Source organism: Paenibacillus sp. FSL F4-0100 (assembly GCF_037993005.1).
In the GTDB taxonomy this organism is placed as follows: domain Bacteria; phylum Bacillota; class Bacilli; order Paenibacillales; family Paenibacillaceae; genus Paenibacillus_AQ.
Genome location: NZ_CP150303.1, coordinates 708,329 through 725,950 on the forward strand (window position 1 = coordinate 708,329; position 17,622 = coordinate 725,950).

A 17,622-nucleotide genomic window follows, 5' to 3' on the forward strand; every position below is an offset into this window, starting at 1 on the left:
GTAGTCCGGGGGAGGCCTGGATGGCTGTTGACATTATTCATGTCAGCAAGCCTGTTGAAGTATACGGCATTCGCCAAAAGACCATCACTCGGTCCAATTCCACAGCCGCACTTCTCCGACCCGCAGGTCGCGGACCCAGGATACCTCACGCAGGGTCAACAGCTCCTTAACGGGGCCGGTAATGACAGCACCATAGAGACGAACGCCGTTCTTTTCCACGTAAGCTAACGAAGCATCTACGTCAACAAACGGAGCCACCCGGTCGGCAATCAGGTCATACTCTTGCAGCAGCCGCAGCGATTTGACGAAGTGCTCATTCCGCAGTTCCCCGTCCCCATAGGTGTCTATTGAAGGGTAATGCCCGCCGCTGGACACGATTTTGCCAAACCAACCGCGTTTTTCTTCCTTATAGGAGGTAATCGTCAAATCGTCATGATGCCAGACGGGATAAGACGGAAAGCCGACAGGATCGGTGATTACTCCATCATGACCGCCGAATCGGTCATCCGGCCCGGTATCGACGGCAAACCAGACAGCCTCCATATCCCGGTTCTCGAACTGCTTCAGCAACTCGTCGGTCGAGAAGAAGCGGTTAAACGATACATAAGCCTCGGCCACGGTACCCTCTGGGAGTTTTTCAAGCCTGGACCAATCACCGCTCTTGGCGGAAGAGGTGCTAGCGTTCTGTTCTTTCGACTGTTCCTTGGGATCTTCTTCTTGATTTGCGGAAGAAGTCTCCGCAGAGCTATCCGGCCGGTAGAAAATCTGTGATATACCCGAGCTGCCTTCTTTCCAATCCATTTCGACCGACGGCAGCCCGAACAGGAAGTTCACGGTATATTTGCCGACGGTCACTCGTTCTTTCCCTACTTTCTTGTCTATATCCCCATACACTTCCTGCATGAAGAAGACTTTGCCCTGACTGTTGAGTCGAACGTCGATGTTAGGCTGGGATATCGAGATAGCGGAAGCGATGGCATCCCGATATTTATCGTTTCGGCTTGGGTCGCCGACACCGTAGAATAACGCTGTACCAATTGAGCTAAGGATGGATACAACCAGAAACACAGAAATAACCGTCAGCGTATTCGAGATTCGGGCCTTCCATTTGCCCCTGCGCACGATTCGCTTTTCTTTCTTGGGCGAGAGGCCGGTCTGATCGTCAGCGCGCTTGTGCATAGCGCTATTAGAAATAGAGCTTGTGTTATCCATCATTTCATCCAGGTAAGCCTGGTATTCCTCCAGCTTTTCCATTTCCCGCTCTACTTCGATTTTTTCCTCGTCACTCAAATGGCCATCTGCGTAATCCTTCAGCCGCTGTTTAAATTCTTCGCTCATAGTGTCCCTTCCTTTCGTTTCATTTCCCGCAGCCGTTGCCTGGCCCGAAATAACGTGATTTTGATATGGGATAAGGTGATGCCCATAATATCCGCCGCCTCCTGGTAGGAGAATTGATGGAAATCCACCAAGATAACCGCCTGCCGCTGCTTCTCCGGAATATCCGTCAGCAATTGCCCGATTTCTCTTTGGGCTTCTTGCTGAAGCAGGATGTTCTCCGGGGTATTGCGGTCGATCATCTGATCGAAAAAACCAGCGTCCCTCACGATGCTGCGGCTGGCCTTCCGCTGATAATCCACATAAGCGTTATGGGCAACCCGAAATAGCCATGGCTTGATTCGTTCTTCCTTCCAATCCTCAAGGAACAGGTAAGCGCGATAGAAGGTTTCCTGTACCAGGTCTTCCGCCGTATGGTGATCATAGGAGAGGGAGTACAAATAACGATAAACGTCCTTCACGTAATATTGATATATCGATTCCAGACTGTTCAGTTTCATGTCCTCCCCTCTAAGTAACACACGTTTAACCAGAGCATAAAGTTACACTTTCGGCTATAAAGAAATGAAGCAGCGATTGAGCCCCTTAGTCGCAAAAAACAAAAGCCCGCCAGATGAGCGGGCTTCCGATAGAATATGAAGTGCTGTAGAAAAGGGGGTTACCGTAAACGGTGGGACTCACGCGTTGTGCAGTATTCGGAAATCACTTGCTATTCTTGTCTATGTAGGCCGTCAGCGTTTTGTATTGCTTGCTGTCTTTTTCGGCATAGTCCAGCGCTGTTTTTCCGGACGCGTCTTGGATGGAGGCATCCACTTTGTGCTGGTTCAGCAGCTTGTCGATGAAAAAGTCATTCTTGTGGATGACAGCCAGATGAAGCGGTGTCTGACCATCGAAATTTGGCAGGTTGTAATCAAGCTCACCAGCTTTTCCGTCCATCTGTACAAACGGGTCGTAGAGGGAGGAATCGCCGTTTAGAATCAAATAGTGCAGCAGGCCGTTGCCGGTTGCTTCGTCTTGGGAATACAACTTCGCTTCACCGGCAGCGATAACAATATAAATCTTTTGCATATTCAATTCGCCGTTCACTTCGATCAGCTTGCCAAGGTTTTTCACCAAATGGCGTTCTTGAGCAGGTGCTCCTTCGGACTCGGAAGGCGTAGTCGGGCCAACCGGGATTGCCTCTCCATTCGAGGATTTGGGAATAATCCCGATCTGATCGGCACCAACAGAGCCGACCTGATATCCAAGCGCTTCCGAGAAGTCCCGGACAGGGACATAGAGCTTGTTCTGAATGACAACGGGGGACTCGGACAGCTTGGCCTCCGAACCGTTGACCAGGATCTTGGAATGGGACGGTACGGCCTTCAGATAAACGGCAGCGCCAACAACCGTACCTGCTGTTAGTGCCACGCCGACGATTGCGCCAAGTGCAAAAGCAGGAATAGAAGAGAAACGTTTTTTCATAATATCCTCCCATGGCGGTATATGGACTTTTACACCATTATATACCAATACAGCGTTACCTCAATTGAATACTCGGATCCAACACGATAATTCGCTGTTCATTTAGCGCGGTGTGTAGCAGATCATCCTTCAGTTGCTGCGTGCTGGTTATGACCTCAGGCTGGTTTGTCTTGATATCCGTTGTTAGTTTGTTCACTAATCGTTCGATCGATAGCATATCCCGATATTCTGGCGGGGAGTAGTCTTCCCAGTACTGATCTTCGCTGATGCCCATCGTATCCAGAATGCGCGAGTGCTGTTCTTGCACCTGCTGCGGCTGGGTCTCCAATGTACTCCGAAGCTCCTTGGCCCTTTGAACTCCATCTTCCAGACTCGCCGCAACGCCTTGTTCATCGGCCAATTGAAGCATCAATTCCTTTGTTGCCATTTCTTTAAGAAGCGCCGAGTCATCAGGAAAGGGCGCGGTGCTATGCGCGAGGTTAATCTTATAGGTAGTTAAATTGGTATGCGTGATGTAGGTGGAACCAACTTGAATTAGCGCCTGTCCGTTCATGTTGTCGTTCATGCGATGATCCTGGCCTGAGCGATCCGAAGCATCCGTAAAGAAGAGTATGATGCTTACCGTCAGGACGCTTGCCACAGCGATACTGAGAATGGTGATATATTTACGGTTTATTTTCATGCTGTCATTCCTCCTGGCATGAATATATAGGTGCTTAGATACTAATATAGACGTTTCGTCAGCCTGAAAGGTTCTAGAAAAATGCGAAAAAAACGCCTAAAGGCACAAGGTATAAGTGCTTTCAGGCGCAGAAGTTGCATGATGATGGAATGACAGGCTTCACGTTGAAACTTACTTACGAAGCAGTCGGGTTTTATGTGCATAGATAATCGCTTTGTCCGCGAGAAAGGCAGCGTAGAGGAGCAGGAAGACCGAATAAGGAAATCCGGTACCGTCCAGGCTGGGAACCAACCATTCAGCGGCAATAAAGTACAGCAGGGTCAACAGCACCGGGAGCTGCCGTTTCAGGTGGTATTTCCAAACCGACCAGATGACACCGGCAGTCCCGGCAAACAGCATGAGGAGACGGACGGCGTCCAATGCGGATTGCACGACCTTTCTGGCTTCCTCATTTCCGATCGCAGCCGCATATTTGGAGGTGCGGCCAGCAAATATGCTCCGGAAGAGATGAACCAAAGGGTTGCCTTCGATGTATCTCGATTCGAGCCACAGCGAGACAAGGTTCCACGGACCGGACATATACATCAAACGATTGAAAAGCGGGATGTTCAGCCACCATGGGGACAAGATGAGTAAATAACCCGCGCTAATAAGAATGAGCCCGCCGGTTACAATTTTGACCGGACTGCGGTACTTGATCCAAAAGGCAATGAACAATACCGGGTACAGCAGCGCCTGAAGGTTGTAGCAAGCCATAAGCGCCGTAAGCGCGCCGGCAGCCGCGTACCAGCCAGCCTGCTTCAATTCAAGCGCTCCGATGACGGCGCAGACCAGAAGAAGCATTAGGGTCTGCATGGTCGTATCCGGCAGGATCAGCCGGACGGCGCCGTAAGCCGGCCAGAATAGCGCGTAGATCATGCATGACAGAAAAGCGATTCGCGTATTAAACATGTAGCGGGACAGCACAAAAACCAAGTAGACGGAAAATGCATGGAAGAGACATTGGAGCAGCTGGTAGGCAATCAGGGCAGCATCCATGCTTCCGAACAAGGCGGTAAGTCCGGCAATCATAAGCGGCACACCGGGCATGACGCTGGAGGCATGTTCTTCCAGGTCTCCACCGGGGTGGCTGATCATGGCCGCACTTTGGATATATCGTTCTTCGATTACGCTGCTTATGCTCGGGGAACGTTCATCAAGACCGGTAAGAACCAGCAGACATGACATAACCAGAACGGCAGCAATCAGTACCAGCAGCATCCTTCGCTGCACACGGTTTAACGTCCATATGGAAAACAAAGGGTCCACTCCACTCTGTATATAATCTCTAGGGTTCAAATCAGAATTTATACCCTTATACATTAAAGAATAAACGGTGAAATAAAAAGGCTCCGCCAAAACGGAGCCCATAAGTTCAAGTTACGCTGCAGCGACAAGATCTGTCCCACGATTAAAAGCCGCTGTGATACTTATCGTTACTGGATGAACGATCCTTTGACGTCCCGTCCCGCTGCTTCTCTTCCTGGCGCTCCAGCCTGGCGTCTTCCATCGGAATCGGGTCCACATGCTGTTCACTCTCAAACTTATCGAACAGGCTTTCTTGTTCCGTCGGGTATTGTTCAGGGTGATCCATGTTGCCGGGACCGTTGTGAAGCGGAAGATCCTTTTTCTTCTCAGCCACCGTTTCTCACCTCATTTTATCGTTGTGATACTACCTTTATACCTTATTTGGGGAAGTATCAAACATGAAGAGGCGATAAAGGGGAGGGGATTGGTTTCTTTAAGACGTCTCCGAACTGGCTGCAGGCTGCTGCTGCGCTTCTGCCTTAAGTCTTAAATAACGGATAAACAGCTCAACAAGCTCCGGATCGAATTGCGTGCCCGAGCAGCGGAGCAATTCTTCAATTCCCTCCTCGAAGGTTTTCGTTTGCTGGTAAGGCCGTTCCGTTGTCATCGCGTCAAACGAATCGATAATGGTCAGCATCCGGCACAGCTTGGGGATTTGGCTGCCCTTGAAGCCGTGCGGATACCCACCGCCATCATATCTTTCATGGTGCAATTCGATGTAAGGAACCAGTTCCTTGAACTTCTCGTTCGTTTCTGCAATGCGTTTCCCCCAGCTGACATGCCGTTTGACGGTTTCCCATTCGCCGGCCGTGAGCTTGTCCCGTTTGTTCAAGATCCCCCAAGGAATCTCAAGCTTGCCGATATCGTGAATGAGTGCGCCGAGTACGAAATTGCGTCGCTCCACACTATCAAGCTCGAGCACTTCGCTGATATCCATGGCATAGCGGAATACCCGTTTGGAGTGTTTGAACGTATCCACATCTTTATACAAGAACAGCTTCAGCTGCTGCTCGATATCGCGGACGTCTTCCGCGAAGTCGATCTCGGATTCTTTTTCGGCGCCGCTCCCGTATACATGCACATTATTCTTACCCTGCTTCTTGGCATAGTACAGCGCCTGATCGGCAAGCTCGACGAGTTGTGACTTGTCATGGATGTCAATCCTATAGGACGCAACACCAGCAGAGAATGAGAGACACCCCGAGGGAAAAATCTCGACGCCGTCAAAATAGGTATCGTTCAGTTTTTTGCGAAGCCTGTTAATGAAGGAGCGTGCTTTGTTGTCATCGTAACCCGGCATGAGAATCGTGAATTCCTCGCCGCCGAAACGGGAGGCTACCACCTCGGCCATTTCGGATTCTACCTTGAGGTAATTGCCGAGAAATCCGAGCAGCATGTCGCCTTTCAGGTGTCCGAATTGATCGTTGTATTTTTTGAAATCATCAATATCGATCATGGCCAGTGACAATGGCGTCTCATTGGTCTTGGCTTTCTTGATCTCGTCTTCCAGCAAATTTTCGAAATAACTGTGATTGTACAATCCGGTTCGTTGATCCTTGATGGCTTTCTCTTGTACCTGTTTATACATCGTGAAGAGCTGCTTGAAGGAATAGGATAGCATCACGCTGAGACCTATAAACAAGGTTAGTCCGAATACGCCGTTATGTACGATGAGTATGGAGAGAACCAGCGAAAGAATGAGCGTGCTGAGGTAAACTAGCAGTGTATCTTTCATGAAGGTTTTCAAAATATCATATAACGATCCCTTGTATAGAAGGTAGTAGTAGAAACCGACAAGGAAGACGTTGATAACAAAATAAACAACCAACGCTGCAACATACGCGCCAAATTGATTATTGTGAATAGGGCCTGCTTGTCCGCCTGCCATTTTGAAAATGAAGGAGGATCCGACGATCATCACGGTATACACGGAGAAATTAACAAAATGCTTCCAAAAGGGGATTTTTCTGTCGTAAAGCGCCATGGCAAGGGAGACGAGCAGGATGACGGACAGCGCAAAAGGTGCCCCATAGATAAAGATGCATGCCAGGTAAACAGAGGAATCCATGGACTGTAAATTACCCTCTGGCGGCAGCTGGAAGGTGAAGTAATTTAAGATGAGGGCGGCGCCTAACATCGCATAGACCCATACCCACTGTGAAGGAGTATAATGGAGAATTTCCCCTTGATGCACCAGCAGGAAGATGGAACAGCCCAGAAGAGAAAGAAAAACAAAATACAGCTGTCCCGCAAAGCCTTGAGAGAACCTAGGACGCTTAAATATGGACATAAATGATTTCTCCTCAATAAAAATCAATGGTGTATTCTCCACATTTTAAGGTATATTGCGATGCAAAACAACGAAAAAGATGTAAAAAAACAGGCTGAATTTTCCAGCCTGTTTCTTATGGAAGTCTATTATCCGAATCTGTAACCGGAAGTCAGAGCGACAACAACAGAAGCAACGATGATGGCATTCAATACGATGCGGGAATACTTGATTTTATCAGTTTTCTTCACAGTTCTCCCTCCTTTCCAGGTGGTATGATGTATGATTAATTTTGTGGTTCCACACGTTCATTGGTATCGGATTTGCGTATTAAGGTTTGAACAGGGGTATTCTTCCCGGAAGTCATTAGATGGACGATGTAGAAGAATATACCGACATTCATGATGATATCTCCGATACTGATCACCTGTGTTCTTGGGTACGGCGGGGATAACGGTATAATGTCTCCAAGGAACGGCAGGCGGGTAGAGGCGTCCATCAGATAGTGTTTGGTGATGACGGTGCTGTTGCTCAGCATGTCCACGTAATAAGGATCCAGAACGGAAGTGGCGCTCATCGATACGGGCATTCTGCCACCGTTCACTGCCATGACAAGGAAATTCAGAAAGACACCTGCCAAGATGCTGCCAAAACCTTTCTGATCCCGGTTTATCCAGAGAAAGATCATACCGGCGACGTAGATGAACATAAAGACGTAGCCACTTGCGGCTGCCAACCAATCAGAGTTCACTTGAAAGCGGAATATCAGCAGCTGCACAATCAGGAGTATGGGGAAGATTAAGCCGCCCTTCAGACGGATCTTACTGAATTGCTGCAGTCCATGACGGAGTCCGCCACGTATCAGTCCGACAATTAATCCGAGTATAATGCCGTCAAATACCATGATAGAATTCCTACTTTCATAGTTCATTATCTCTGTAATTAATAGTTCGACAGCGAATTGGTAATTCCTTCAACAAAAATCAAATTTTATGAAAAAAATTAGGAGGTCGGATAAAAAGCTTGTCCCTTCCTGTATGAATCTAAAGATTTATGTATATTATAGCAGATAAAAAGGATAAATCTTCCTACTTTTTTCGTGTTTCTGTTGCAGAAAAGAGCAAATTATCGAACTTTACATACCTATGGGGGGTATAGTAAAGTTAAATGGTACAATATTATATGATAGGAGGACGACAGCATGAAACAAGTGACATTGACAGTGGAAGGCATGTCCTGCAACCATTGCGTGAACTCGGTGGAAGGTGCGCTGAAGAATGCGGGAGCTTCTGGTAAAGTCGATCTTGCATCCAATACAGTGGCCGTCGAATACGACGAAACCAAGGTCAGCCTTGAAGCATTGAAAGAAGCGATTGAAGAGCAAGGCTACGATATCGTGTCCTAACGAAAGATTCCCTGGAACAATCCAAAGCCGCGAGCTTTGGCTAAAATAGGAGCCGGCTGCTGAAGCGATCGACAGCAAGCCGGTTTTTTTGCGCTGCCAATCACCTCCCGCGTGAACTTGCACTGCTCAAGCCGAAGTTTCATAATAGATGAAACAATTCTTTCAGAGCCTAAGGAGTGGAAACTCGATGAATGATACCCTATCACTTCTAATGAACCATCGATCGATTCGTAAATATTCGGATCAGCCCGTGTCCGAGGAGCAGCTTAGGGCAGTTGTGGCAGCAGGTCAGATGGCATCAACCTCAAGCAACGTCCAGGCATACAGCGTGATTGCCCTTACCGATCCAGAGAAGAAGCAGCGGTTGGCCGCTTTAGCGGGAAATCAGGCGTATATTGTGGAATGCCCGGTATTTCTGGTGTGGTGCGCGGATCTGTATCGTTTGAAAAAAAGCACAGAGTCGCACGTGGTTGATCAAGAGACGTATGAAGATTCGACCGAGAATTTCATCGTGGCCACGGTGGATGCCGCTTTGGCTGCGCAGAATGCCGCGATCGCCGCGGAATCGCTCGGTCTTGGCATCGTGTATATAGGCGGGGTCCGCAACTCCATTGCCGAGTTCTCCGAGGCTTTGGAACTGCCGGAACTGGTCTATCCGGTATTTGGCATGTGCCTGGGCTACCCGGATCAGGAGCCGGGGCTTCGCCCTCGGTTTCCGGTGGAGGCTGTTTTGCACCGCGACAGCTATCATCGCGCGGCTATAGAGGAAGTGAAGAACTACGATCGAACCTCTTCCGAATACTTGTCCCTGCGTACCCATGGCAAAAACAACACGCCGTGGTCGGCGCTTATGGCTAAACGCCTGGCAGAGCCGATAAGGCTGCACATGAAGGACTTCCTGAAAGGGAAGGGCTTTATGGGGCGTTAGACATCAATAGAGAAAGCCGGTACGGCGCTCTCGTAAATCAATAGAGAGAGGCGGGTACGGCTGCTCTCGTGGGAATACTCTTCGAGGGTACGGTGCTAGGAACTAAGCTCGGCCGCCTAACCGAACCCGGCCGCGGAACCAAGCCAGGCCGCGGAACCAAGCCCGGCTGGCGTGGGATTGGTGGCGTGGGAGACGCAGTGCACCGTAAGTTTGCCGTAGCTTCCAAGCCGAGCAGTGCACCGTAAGTTTGCCGTAGCTTCAAAGCCGCAAGCCGGAACGAGTTACGGCCCGGCCCGGCAGTAGCAGTATCGGACAGCAGATCCGTTATTTTCGCTATGGGCTCGTTTTTGCCGGATCTATCGGACACACGTTCCGTTAAGTAGGGTATAAGCCGAAATATGAGAGCCTTATTCGGTGAATTACGGACCTCATGTCCGCTACCATTCGAAAAATGGCGCTTTTGATCAAAATAAGGTCCGCTGAGTCCGCTAAAATGTGCAACTATTTTGTACATCGTGCGCACTGCTCCCTGTGCGCGATGCGTTGTTCGGGGCATGCTTGGATGACTGGTCGGCGCTAAGCGTGCCGCCATGTACGACGCTTGAACGTAAGCTATAACACAGAAACGGGGCTGTCCCAAAAGGTCATGAAATACGGACCAAGGGACAGCCCTTTTTCAGTGGTCTCCTTTTATATGGAGATTGCTGATCAGGATGACATGGGTCGGCAAATCCATCTTCTCCGCATGCTGAACCCAGTCTGATCTATTTGCCAATGCCCTGCTGACGGTATTGTCCGGGCGTGATCCCTTCAAGCTTCTTGAACATTCGATTGAAGTAGGGAGGCTGATATCCTGCAGCTTCCGCAATCTCGTGAATGCGAAGATCCGTGGTCAGCAGCAATTCTTTACAGCGGTTCATGCGCACGGTTGTCAGATAGTCTATATAATTCGTGCCCGTCATCTGCTTAAACGCTTTGCTCAGCTGGGATACGCTGACACCGGCTTCCATGGCCATGGCATCCAGGGACAGGTCTTGCATCCCGTTTTGCTCGATTTGCTCCAGTACGTTTTCGACCAGCGATTTCATGGAGCTGTTGAAATTTTTTGTTAACTGATCGAGGTAGGGTTCGATGATTTCTTTCTGGAACCAGGTCACGCAGGCCTTCGGATCCCGAAGCAGGGACAGCTGTTCCTGCAGATTGGAGAAATTGTACACCTGATATGGGTTTAAGCCAGCCTGCAGCATAGACCGGTGAACGCTTGTGATTAACCGCATGAGGCCATGGTGGACATGCCACTCCGAACCTCCCCCGGCCTGAAGCGCCGTTACGAAGCGGCTTAGGGAACGCAGCGCATCTTCCTGAAGCCCAAGATTCAAGGTGTGAATGAAATCCTGCTCCAATTCCAGCGGAAAGTCGATCCAGTCGTTTTTCTGGGAAAGCACGGTTTCTGCCTCCAGCAGCTGACTGCCTGCATCAAAGGATCGGTAATGCAGCGCCCGCTTGGCCTGTTCGAGAATATGGGGAACATCCGTCCAGGTTGAGCTTGGTCCTCCCAATACGATGGTTGCCGACATGCGGAGCGTATCGCGCAAAGCCCGCATGATCTGATCGCACAGCTCCCTCATCAAAAGTGACTGTTCATCGGCTTGATGGGAAGCCGGAACGATCAAGATGACGCCGAATGAGCCGTCGAAGAAATTGATGGGATGCATATACGCGCTTATGTCCTCTGCCAGCTCCTGGATCACGTTCAGGGCGGCATAGGTGAGAAGATGCTGATCGTTTTCCGTCAGAGGCGTCCGATCCTCCCCGTGGGTATGCTGCTGAAGCACGATGGCCGAGAACTGTTTATGGGTAATGTCAAGATCCATCTCTTGCAGCTTAAGGACGTATTCGGGCTCCGTCAGGTGGGCGGCTTGTCCACTCAAAAATTGATTGATATAAGCCTCCCTGATCGCGGGCAAGGACCGCTTCCATTGGCTTTGCAGCGTATCGTGCGAGAATCGGTACTGCTTCCACTCGTGTTCAATAAAATCAAGCTCATTGTATCGCAAGCTCGGTTTGGCCTGATCACCGCCAATCATATTCAGCATCTTGCTTATAGGACGATACATGCTCTTAGAGGCAAACCAGCTCACAGCCAGTGATGCCGCAAGCGCAAAAGCAAAGCAAATCAGAATGATATGGGTGTACGGCTTCGTTGGCGCAATGATCTTGGATTGCGGCGTGCCTGAAACATAGGTCCAATTTTGTTGCATTTTTTCAAATTGAACGGTGTTCACCAGCAACACATCTTGGTCCACCGGAACCTTCAACCGCAAATGATTCGCACTTCGGGCATTCTCCGGAAGCTTCAGCTGTTCCTGAATCGCGCTCATCGCTTTCGGCATGCTGCGGCTCATTCCCGACTCCCCGATGACGTGACCATGGTCGTCCAGCAGGAACGAGAGATTCTCGCTATTGCGAATGACGTGCAGCTTCGACGGATCAATATAGATGACGATCGCGCCATAGGGCGTATGACCGTTGAAGGGAAGTCGCATGACGAGCGCGTGGGAAGATTTATCCTTGTTAAATGGCCGCTCTAGGTCATGGACCCAGAACATGTCCGAATCTCCTTCCATGAGCTTGTTGAAGCTTATCGCATCCTGTTCCTGATCCAGCGTCCGCAGGCCGATATCAGGCTCCATGATTTTGTTTTGCTTTTTGATATACAGATAGACCTGATCCACCAAGGGATCGGCATTCCCCACTAGGTTGAGCGTACTGAACAGCTCGTTTGTCTCCTCGACATTCGATACAAAGTCCATATCCGACAACGAAGGCTTGAAATGGGGCTTCACCACCATATTGAGGGCGTAGTGGACCAACTGGGTAAATTGCTCGTCTACTTGTCTCGCAGCGTCAACCAGGGCTTCTTCGTTCCGCTGCTGATATTGGTTAATCATATGCTGGTTGCCCACATAAAGGTAAACGGCCGTAATGGCCGAGATGGGGAGGCATGTTAACAACACGGCCAGCGCGATGCTTCTCCAATACATAATACCTTTGAAAACGGATTCATGATTCTGTTGCCTCATTACTTTAACCCCCTGTTGGCATAGACAAATCAAAGGCTTAATCAAGCGAGCCGGTAAATGATTACTTCCTATCATAGCGAATGAGTGGATGAGTTGAAAAGATCATATCTTCCCAATTGAGGTTGGGACAACGTTATCGATTAACCGAAGCGGACGTTCATTCGTCGTGGAAAAAAAGTGCAATACAAGGAAACGAAAGGGTCCTCAATACCTTAGAGACCAAGCATTTCCCTGTGTTGTGCAGGAAGATACGGGCGATTGGAAACGGCGGAAAAAAAGTGGAATTGCAGGGAATGTTGCAAGCGTTTACATTAGAACTACATTCCGTGAACGGTATGTTGAACAAGATGACAAGGCTGAAAGTGAGGGAGTATCGATGAAAGCACAAGAAACCGTTCAGTCGGCAAAAGGAAGCGGGAGCCCCCCCATTCCCGTGAGATCCAAAACGAAGTGGGGGCGGATATGGTCGGATGTTTCGCGCGACAAATATTTGTACGTGCTGGCCTTGCCGGGTCTGATCTTTTTTATCATTTTCAAATATATTCCGATTACGAATCTCGTAATTGCCTTCCAGGAGTATTCTCCATACTTTGGGGTGCTCGGAAGCCCCTGGGTAGGGTTTGAGCATTTCACCCGGTTTTTCTCCAACCATGATTTCTGGATGCTGCTGCGTAATACGCTGGCGATCAGTTTTCTGAGCTTGATTTTCTTTTTTCCGGCACCGATCATTCTATCTTTGATGCTGAATGAAGTGCGGAACTCCTTCTATAAGCGGACCATTCAATCCCTGGTGTACATCCCCCATTTTTTATCCTGGGTATTGATCTACGGTCTAACCTACCTCATGTTCTCGCAATCGGAGGGCTTGTTTAATAAGTGGCTCATCTCCATGGATTGGGAGACAATCGATATTCTCTCCAACCCGAACTATTTCTGGGGTATGCTGACGGGACAATCCATCTGGAAGGAAGTCGGGTGGGGGACCATCATCTTTCTCGCGGCTATCGCTGGAGTAGACCCGCAATTATATGAAGCAGCCGTCATGGATGGCGCGGGCCGTATGAGACGGATGTGGCATATTACCCTGCCGGCGATGCGCAACGTGATCCTGATTCTGTTGATTCTCCGTCTGGGAACGATTCTGGATACGGGATTCGAACAGATTTATCTGATGATGAATGCACCTGTCACCAATGTAGCCGAAGTGTTCGATACCTATGTATACCGGGTGGGGATTCGGCAGGGTGAGTTCAGCTACAGTACGGCCATCGGATTGTTCAAATCGATTGTCGGCGTCATCCTGGTGGTCACGGCCAACCGGTTGGCGAGACGGTACGGTCAAGAAAGCTTGTACTAAAGGATTGGCGAAGAGACAAGGAGGAGTAAAACATGCATGAGAAAGGATGGAAAACCAGGCTGTTCGGTTTTGTGAATAACGGACTGCTGCTGATCATCGGTTTGGCAACGATATTTCCGATTTACTATACCGTTATTTTGTCGTTTACCGATCCGGTGGAATATTATCAACGAAGCTTGATATTATGGCCGCGGGTTTGGACGCTGGATGCTTACAAGCATTTACTGTCCAACGGATTGTTTGTCACCTCGATTTCCGTGAGCGTGTTCCTGGCTACGGTTGGCACGCTGCTCAGCCTGCTTGTTACCGGGGGCTTGGCTTATGCGGTGTCCCGTAAACGCCTTCGGTTTCGCAAGGCCATCATGATTATGATCCTAATCACCTTTCTCTTTACGCCGGGATTGGTGCCGCTGTATTTGGTCGTCCGCAATGTGGGACTCATTGACAGCGTCTGGTCGCTGATCCTGCCGAGCTTGACCAGCGCATGGTATGTGCTGCTCATGAAGGGATTCTTCGACAGCATTCCGGAAAGTCTGGAGGAAGCCGCGATGATCGACGGCTCGAATGATATCGGCGTATTCTGGCGAATCATTCTGCCGTTGTCGCTGCCGGCGTTGGTGGCGTTTGGATTGTTCTTTGCCGTCGGCTATTGGAATACGTACTTCAACGCACTGATGTTTATTAACGACCAGAAGATGTGGCCGCTGCAAGTATTGCTGCAAAATATGCTTGTGGACCCAACAACGATGGGATCGGGGAGCGGCGGCGGATTCGCCTTCCAAGTGAACCGTCCCGTCCCAACAGAAACGTTGAAGATGGCGGCGGTCGTGATTGCAACCGTTCCGATCATGTTAGTGTATCCATTCCTGCAGAAGCACTTCGCCAAAGGGGCGATGGTAGGCTCTGTCAAGGAATGATCCGATATACGGTCTAACTGCCATCATGATCAGTCAGACGAGATGTAAATTAAAAGGGAGGTCTAATGATGAAAAAAAAGGAAACCAAGCCGGGCAAGTCGTTTTTAAAAATGTCGGGGGTGCTGCTCTTGGCAAGCTCGCTCTTGCTTAGCGCATGCGGCAGCCGAGACGGAAGTGCACCGAGCGATAACGGAAGCGGAACAGACAACAGTGAACCAACCAGCATTACGATACAGACCCTGAATTATGCCACCGAATTTATAGACAACACCAATGTACTATGGAAAGAGCTCGAGAAGCGCACCAATACCAAGCTGAATATTACGTGGCTGTCGCCGTCCACGGCCGAAGAGAAGATCAATGTCATGCTTGCATCCGGCGATCTTCCGGAGGTTACTTTCGTGGAAACGATGCAGAACCCGCAGCTGCAGAAAATGCTGAAGCAGGGCGTCTTCTGGGATCTGACGCCGTTTCTTAAAGACTATCCGAGTTTGAACCGCGAAGAACTGAAGGAAATGTGGGAAATCACCAAGGTGGATGGCAAGAACATCGTCATTCCTCGTTATTATCCTAGCTATGGCGGCGGAGTGTTCCCGATGATCCGCAAGGACTGGCTGGATGCCCTTAAGCTGGAAACGCCCAAAACGCTGGATGAGTTCCATAACGTGTTAAAGGCTTTTAAGGAACAGGATCCGAATGGTAATGGACAGGCCGATGAGATTCCATATGCCGCAAATCCGGGGGCTCTCGCTTATATTTACAATATATTTAATGAAACGCAAGGGTCCTGGAAGCTTCAACCCGATAATACCCTGACTCCGATTATGACGTCGGACGAGTCAAGGGAGGCCATGCTGTGGATCAAACAGGCTTATGACGAGGGCTTGTTCCCCAAAGACTTCGCGATCATGAAGTTCTCGCAGGTGATGGATACGATGCGAAGCGCCAAGGCAGGGGTAGGGGGCATGTCCATGAACCATGCCTGGGTGACCGGCGAAGCCGTGAAAGGCGTTGACCCCAAGGCGGATCTAATGCCGCTTGCTTACTTGGAGAATGCAAACGGGGTGAAGTATACGCCTTCAGGATCGCCGTACTATGGAGTGTACCTGATTCCGAAGAAAGTGCCGGAGGCGAAAGTGAAGAAAATCCTCGAGTTTTTCGATTACGGTTATAGTCAAGAAGGCAATGAGATGCTGACCTACGGAATCGAAGGTGTCCATTATAATGTGGAGAACGGGAAGAAGGTTGCAACGCCGCAGGCCGCCGTGGATAAGACGGGTGACGGCAACTTGAACAATATGATTCACCTCGTCAGCGACGATATGGCCATCAGCGCGGTAGGGATGCCGGATGAAGTATATGAGCGGAACGTAGAGATTGTCACAGAGCGCAAGACGGTCAAGGTTCCGAATCCTTCGGGAGAGCTGTATTCGGAAGCCTATAACAAATACTATCCCGAGATTTCCAAGAAGGTGGAGGATATGCGGGTCATGGTCATCACGGGCAAAGAACCGGTTGAATCGTACGATAAACTGATTGAAACGATCAAGAGTGATCCGAAGATGAAGGAAATTACAGACGAGATGTCAAAGGCGTATCAGGAGAAGTACGTTAAATAATGGAATCCAAAACCACAATGCTGCAACTTGCATTGTGGTTTTTTGGCGTGAATAACAGGAATAGCTCCTCCATGTTATATTTCTGATGTCTAATATTAAACATCCTATAATTTTACATTAAAGCATAAAATATTACATGAGGGGAGGATATAAAGTCATGGAAACGAAGGAAGGCATAAAGTTTAATATCGAGCAAGAACGGCATAAGCTTCATAAGATGAAGCAGCGGTATCGTGATTTTAATCATCCTAAAGTCCTCGGTCAATCGATCGTGCTTGATGAGTTGATTAATCAATATAACCGATTTCTTAAAGAAAACAAGCCGATTGCGTAAACAACCGACTTAAAGCTGAATGAAGATTCTTTTTATAGATCGTAAAGTCTCGCGGCGTTCTCATAAAAAATCCTGCGAGCCTCGGATATGGACAGCCCCTGAAGCTCCGCCCATGCCGCAGCCACAGCAGCCGTCATCCGAGGATGGGTCATCTGTCCGGTGAACGGACCTTCGAACGGCCAAGGACCATCGGTTTCGGTCATGACGAGATGATCCGGATACCTACATGCCATATCCCGAATTTCTTCCTCATAGAGGATGTCAGGCGTGAAGGAAATATAGTATCCGTTACCGGCCATCCGCTGCAAGGTGTCACGGGAGCCCTTGAACCAATGGAAATGGGCACGAGTGACGCCGTATTTTTCGAGCAAATCACATGCGATATCCGCATCTTCATATACAGCGTGCAGAATCACCGGTTTATGATGCTTTTTAGCAAATGCTATAAATTGCTCCAATAGATAGGCGTAAGGGCGGTTATCCCAAGGTCGGCCCTTCGATTCAGCCTCCAGCCTGGCGTAATAGGGGAGACCCACCTCTCCTACGGCGACCATCTCATCGGCATGCTCTGCCATCCAATCCAGCAGCTCTTCGGTTTCGTTAGTGGAAGGGAGGTGCTGCTCCGGATGATAACCGAAAGCCGGCCGCACCATCGGTCCGTACTGCCTGGCCAGCTCCAGGTTTCGCTTGCAGGAAGCCAGATGCATGGAGACGGAGATAACGGATTGAACCTCATGATGACGGATATCCGCGAGAATCGCTTGTTGATCGGATAACGAATAGCTGTCCAGATGAATATGAGTATCCAACAGTGGGAAATTGGCTTCACTTTGCGTAAATGATTTCATCGTTACATAACCTCGCTTGTAAGCTTCCACGAAG

17 protein-coding genes are annotated in these 17,622 nt (G+C 49.4%); 7 read left to right on the top strand and 10 right to left on the bottom strand.

All coding sequences use genetic code 11. The annotated features are described in order from the left end of the window. Positions 1–84: 84 nt before the first annotated feature. The 8 genes from MHH48_RS03110 to MHH48_RS03145 form a co-directional block, all read right to left on the bottom strand. Complete coding sequence (locus tag MHH48_RS03110; protein WP_076322316.1) at positions 85–1,338, bottom strand: anti-sigma factor; 1,254 nt, start codon at positions 1,336–1,338, stop codon at positions 85–87. Further along, entirely contained in the window at positions 1,335–1,835 is a 501-nt protein-coding gene (locus MHH48_RS03115; protein ID WP_076322315.1) for a sigma-70 family RNA polymerase sigma factor, read from the bottom strand. The genes MHH48_RS03110 and MHH48_RS03115 overlap by 4 nt, the downstream gene beginning before the upstream one ends. Before the next feature lie 202 nt (positions 1,836–2,037). After that, entirely contained in the window at positions 2,038–2,799 is a 762-nt protein-coding gene (locus MHH48_RS03120) for a stalk domain-containing protein (RefSeq protein WP_076322314.1), read from the bottom strand. A 55-nt stretch (positions 2,800–2,854) separates the two neighbouring features. Further along, positions 2,855–3,481, bottom strand: coding sequence for a hypothetical protein (locus MHH48_RS03125; RefSeq protein WP_076322313.1), 627 nt, complete (start codon positions 3,479–3,481; stop codon positions 2,855–2,857). Positions 3,482–3,652: 171 nt separating this feature from the next. Next, positions 3,653–4,780: a glycosyltransferase family 39 protein gene (locus MHH48_RS03130; RefSeq protein WP_076322312.1), complete on the bottom strand. Its 1,128-nt coding sequence runs from the start codon at positions 4,778–4,780 to the stop codon at positions 3,653–3,655. Positions 4,781–4,931: 151 nt separating this feature from the next. Continuing rightward, the gene (locus MHH48_RS03135) at positions 4,932–5,162 is read right to left on the bottom strand and encodes a hypothetical protein (RefSeq protein ID WP_076322311.1); all 231 of its coding nucleotides are present in this window, start codon (positions 5,160–5,162) and stop codon (positions 4,932–4,934) included. A 99-nt stretch (positions 5,163–5,261) separates the two neighbouring features. Next, positions 5,262–7,118, bottom strand: coding sequence for a diguanylate cyclase (locus tag MHH48_RS03140; protein ID WP_076322310.1), 1,857 nt, complete (start codon positions 7,116–7,118; stop codon positions 5,262–5,264). A 265-nt stretch (positions 7,119–7,383) separates the two neighbouring features. Continuing rightward, positions 7,384–8,001: a DUF5317 domain-containing protein gene (locus MHH48_RS03145; protein ID WP_076322309.1), complete on the bottom strand. Its 618-nt coding sequence runs from the start codon at positions 7,999–8,001 to the stop codon at positions 7,384–7,386. 297 nt (positions 8,002–8,298) lie between these two features. On the opposite strand from MHH48_RS03145, the gene MHH48_RS03150 reads away from it, so the two are divergent. From MHH48_RS03150 to MHH48_RS03160, 3 genes are all read left to right on the top strand, one after another. Then, complete coding sequence (locus MHH48_RS03150) at positions 8,299–8,502, top strand: cation transporter (RefSeq protein ID WP_076322308.1); 204 nt, start codon at positions 8,299–8,301, stop codon at positions 8,500–8,502. A gap of 187 nt (positions 8,503–8,689) precedes the next feature. Next, positions 8,690–9,430, top strand: a complete 741-nt coding sequence (gene nfsA, locus MHH48_RS03155) for an oxygen-insensitive NADPH nitroreductase (RefSeq protein WP_076322307.1) — start codon at positions 8,690–8,692, stop codon at positions 9,428–9,430. Between the two features lie 68 nt (positions 9,431–9,498). Further along, positions 9,499–9,675: a hypothetical protein gene (locus tag MHH48_RS03160; RefSeq protein ID WP_179090619.1), complete on the top strand. Its 177-nt coding sequence runs from the start codon at positions 9,499–9,501 to the stop codon at positions 9,673–9,675. A gap of 519 nt (positions 9,676–10,194) precedes the next feature. On the opposite strand, the gene MHH48_RS03165 is transcribed toward MHH48_RS03160, so the two are convergent. Then, positions 10,195–12,513, bottom strand: coding sequence for a helix-turn-helix domain-containing protein (locus MHH48_RS03165; RefSeq protein WP_076322306.1), 2,319 nt, complete (start codon positions 12,511–12,513; stop codon positions 10,195–10,197). Positions 12,514–12,889: 376 nt separating this feature from the next. Here MHH48_RS03165 and MHH48_RS03170 point away from each other — a divergent pair, with 376 nt between their 5' ends. The 4 genes from MHH48_RS03170 (at position 12,890) to MHH48_RS03185 (ending at position 16,740) form a co-directional block, all read left to right on the top strand. Further along, the gene (locus MHH48_RS03170; RefSeq protein WP_076322677.1) at positions 12,890–13,870 is read left to right on the top strand and encodes an ABC transporter permease subunit; all 981 of its coding nucleotides are present in this window, start codon (positions 12,890–12,892) and stop codon (positions 13,868–13,870) included. Positions 13,871–13,902: 32 nt separating this feature from the next. Then, entirely contained in the window at positions 13,903–14,787 is an 885-nt protein-coding gene (locus tag MHH48_RS03175) for a carbohydrate ABC transporter permease (protein ID WP_076322305.1), read from the top strand. Between the two features lie 68 nt (positions 14,788–14,855). Next, complete coding sequence (locus tag MHH48_RS03180) at positions 14,856–16,406, top strand: extracellular solute-binding protein (protein WP_076322304.1); 1,551 nt, start codon at positions 14,856–14,858, stop codon at positions 16,404–16,406. A 157-nt stretch (positions 16,407–16,563) separates the two neighbouring features. Beyond that, entirely contained in the window at positions 16,564–16,740 is a 177-nt protein-coding gene (locus MHH48_RS03185) for an aspartyl-phosphate phosphatase Spo0E family protein (RefSeq protein ID WP_076322303.1), read from the top strand. 32 nt (positions 16,741–16,772) lie between these two features. On the opposite strand, the gene MHH48_RS03190 is transcribed toward MHH48_RS03185, so the two are convergent. After that, the gene (locus tag MHH48_RS03190; RefSeq protein ID WP_076322302.1) at positions 16,773–17,588 is read right to left on the bottom strand and encodes a TatD family hydrolase; all 816 of its coding nucleotides are present in this window, start codon (positions 17,586–17,588) and stop codon (positions 16,773–16,775) included. Positions 17,589–17,622: the final 34 nt, after the last annotated feature.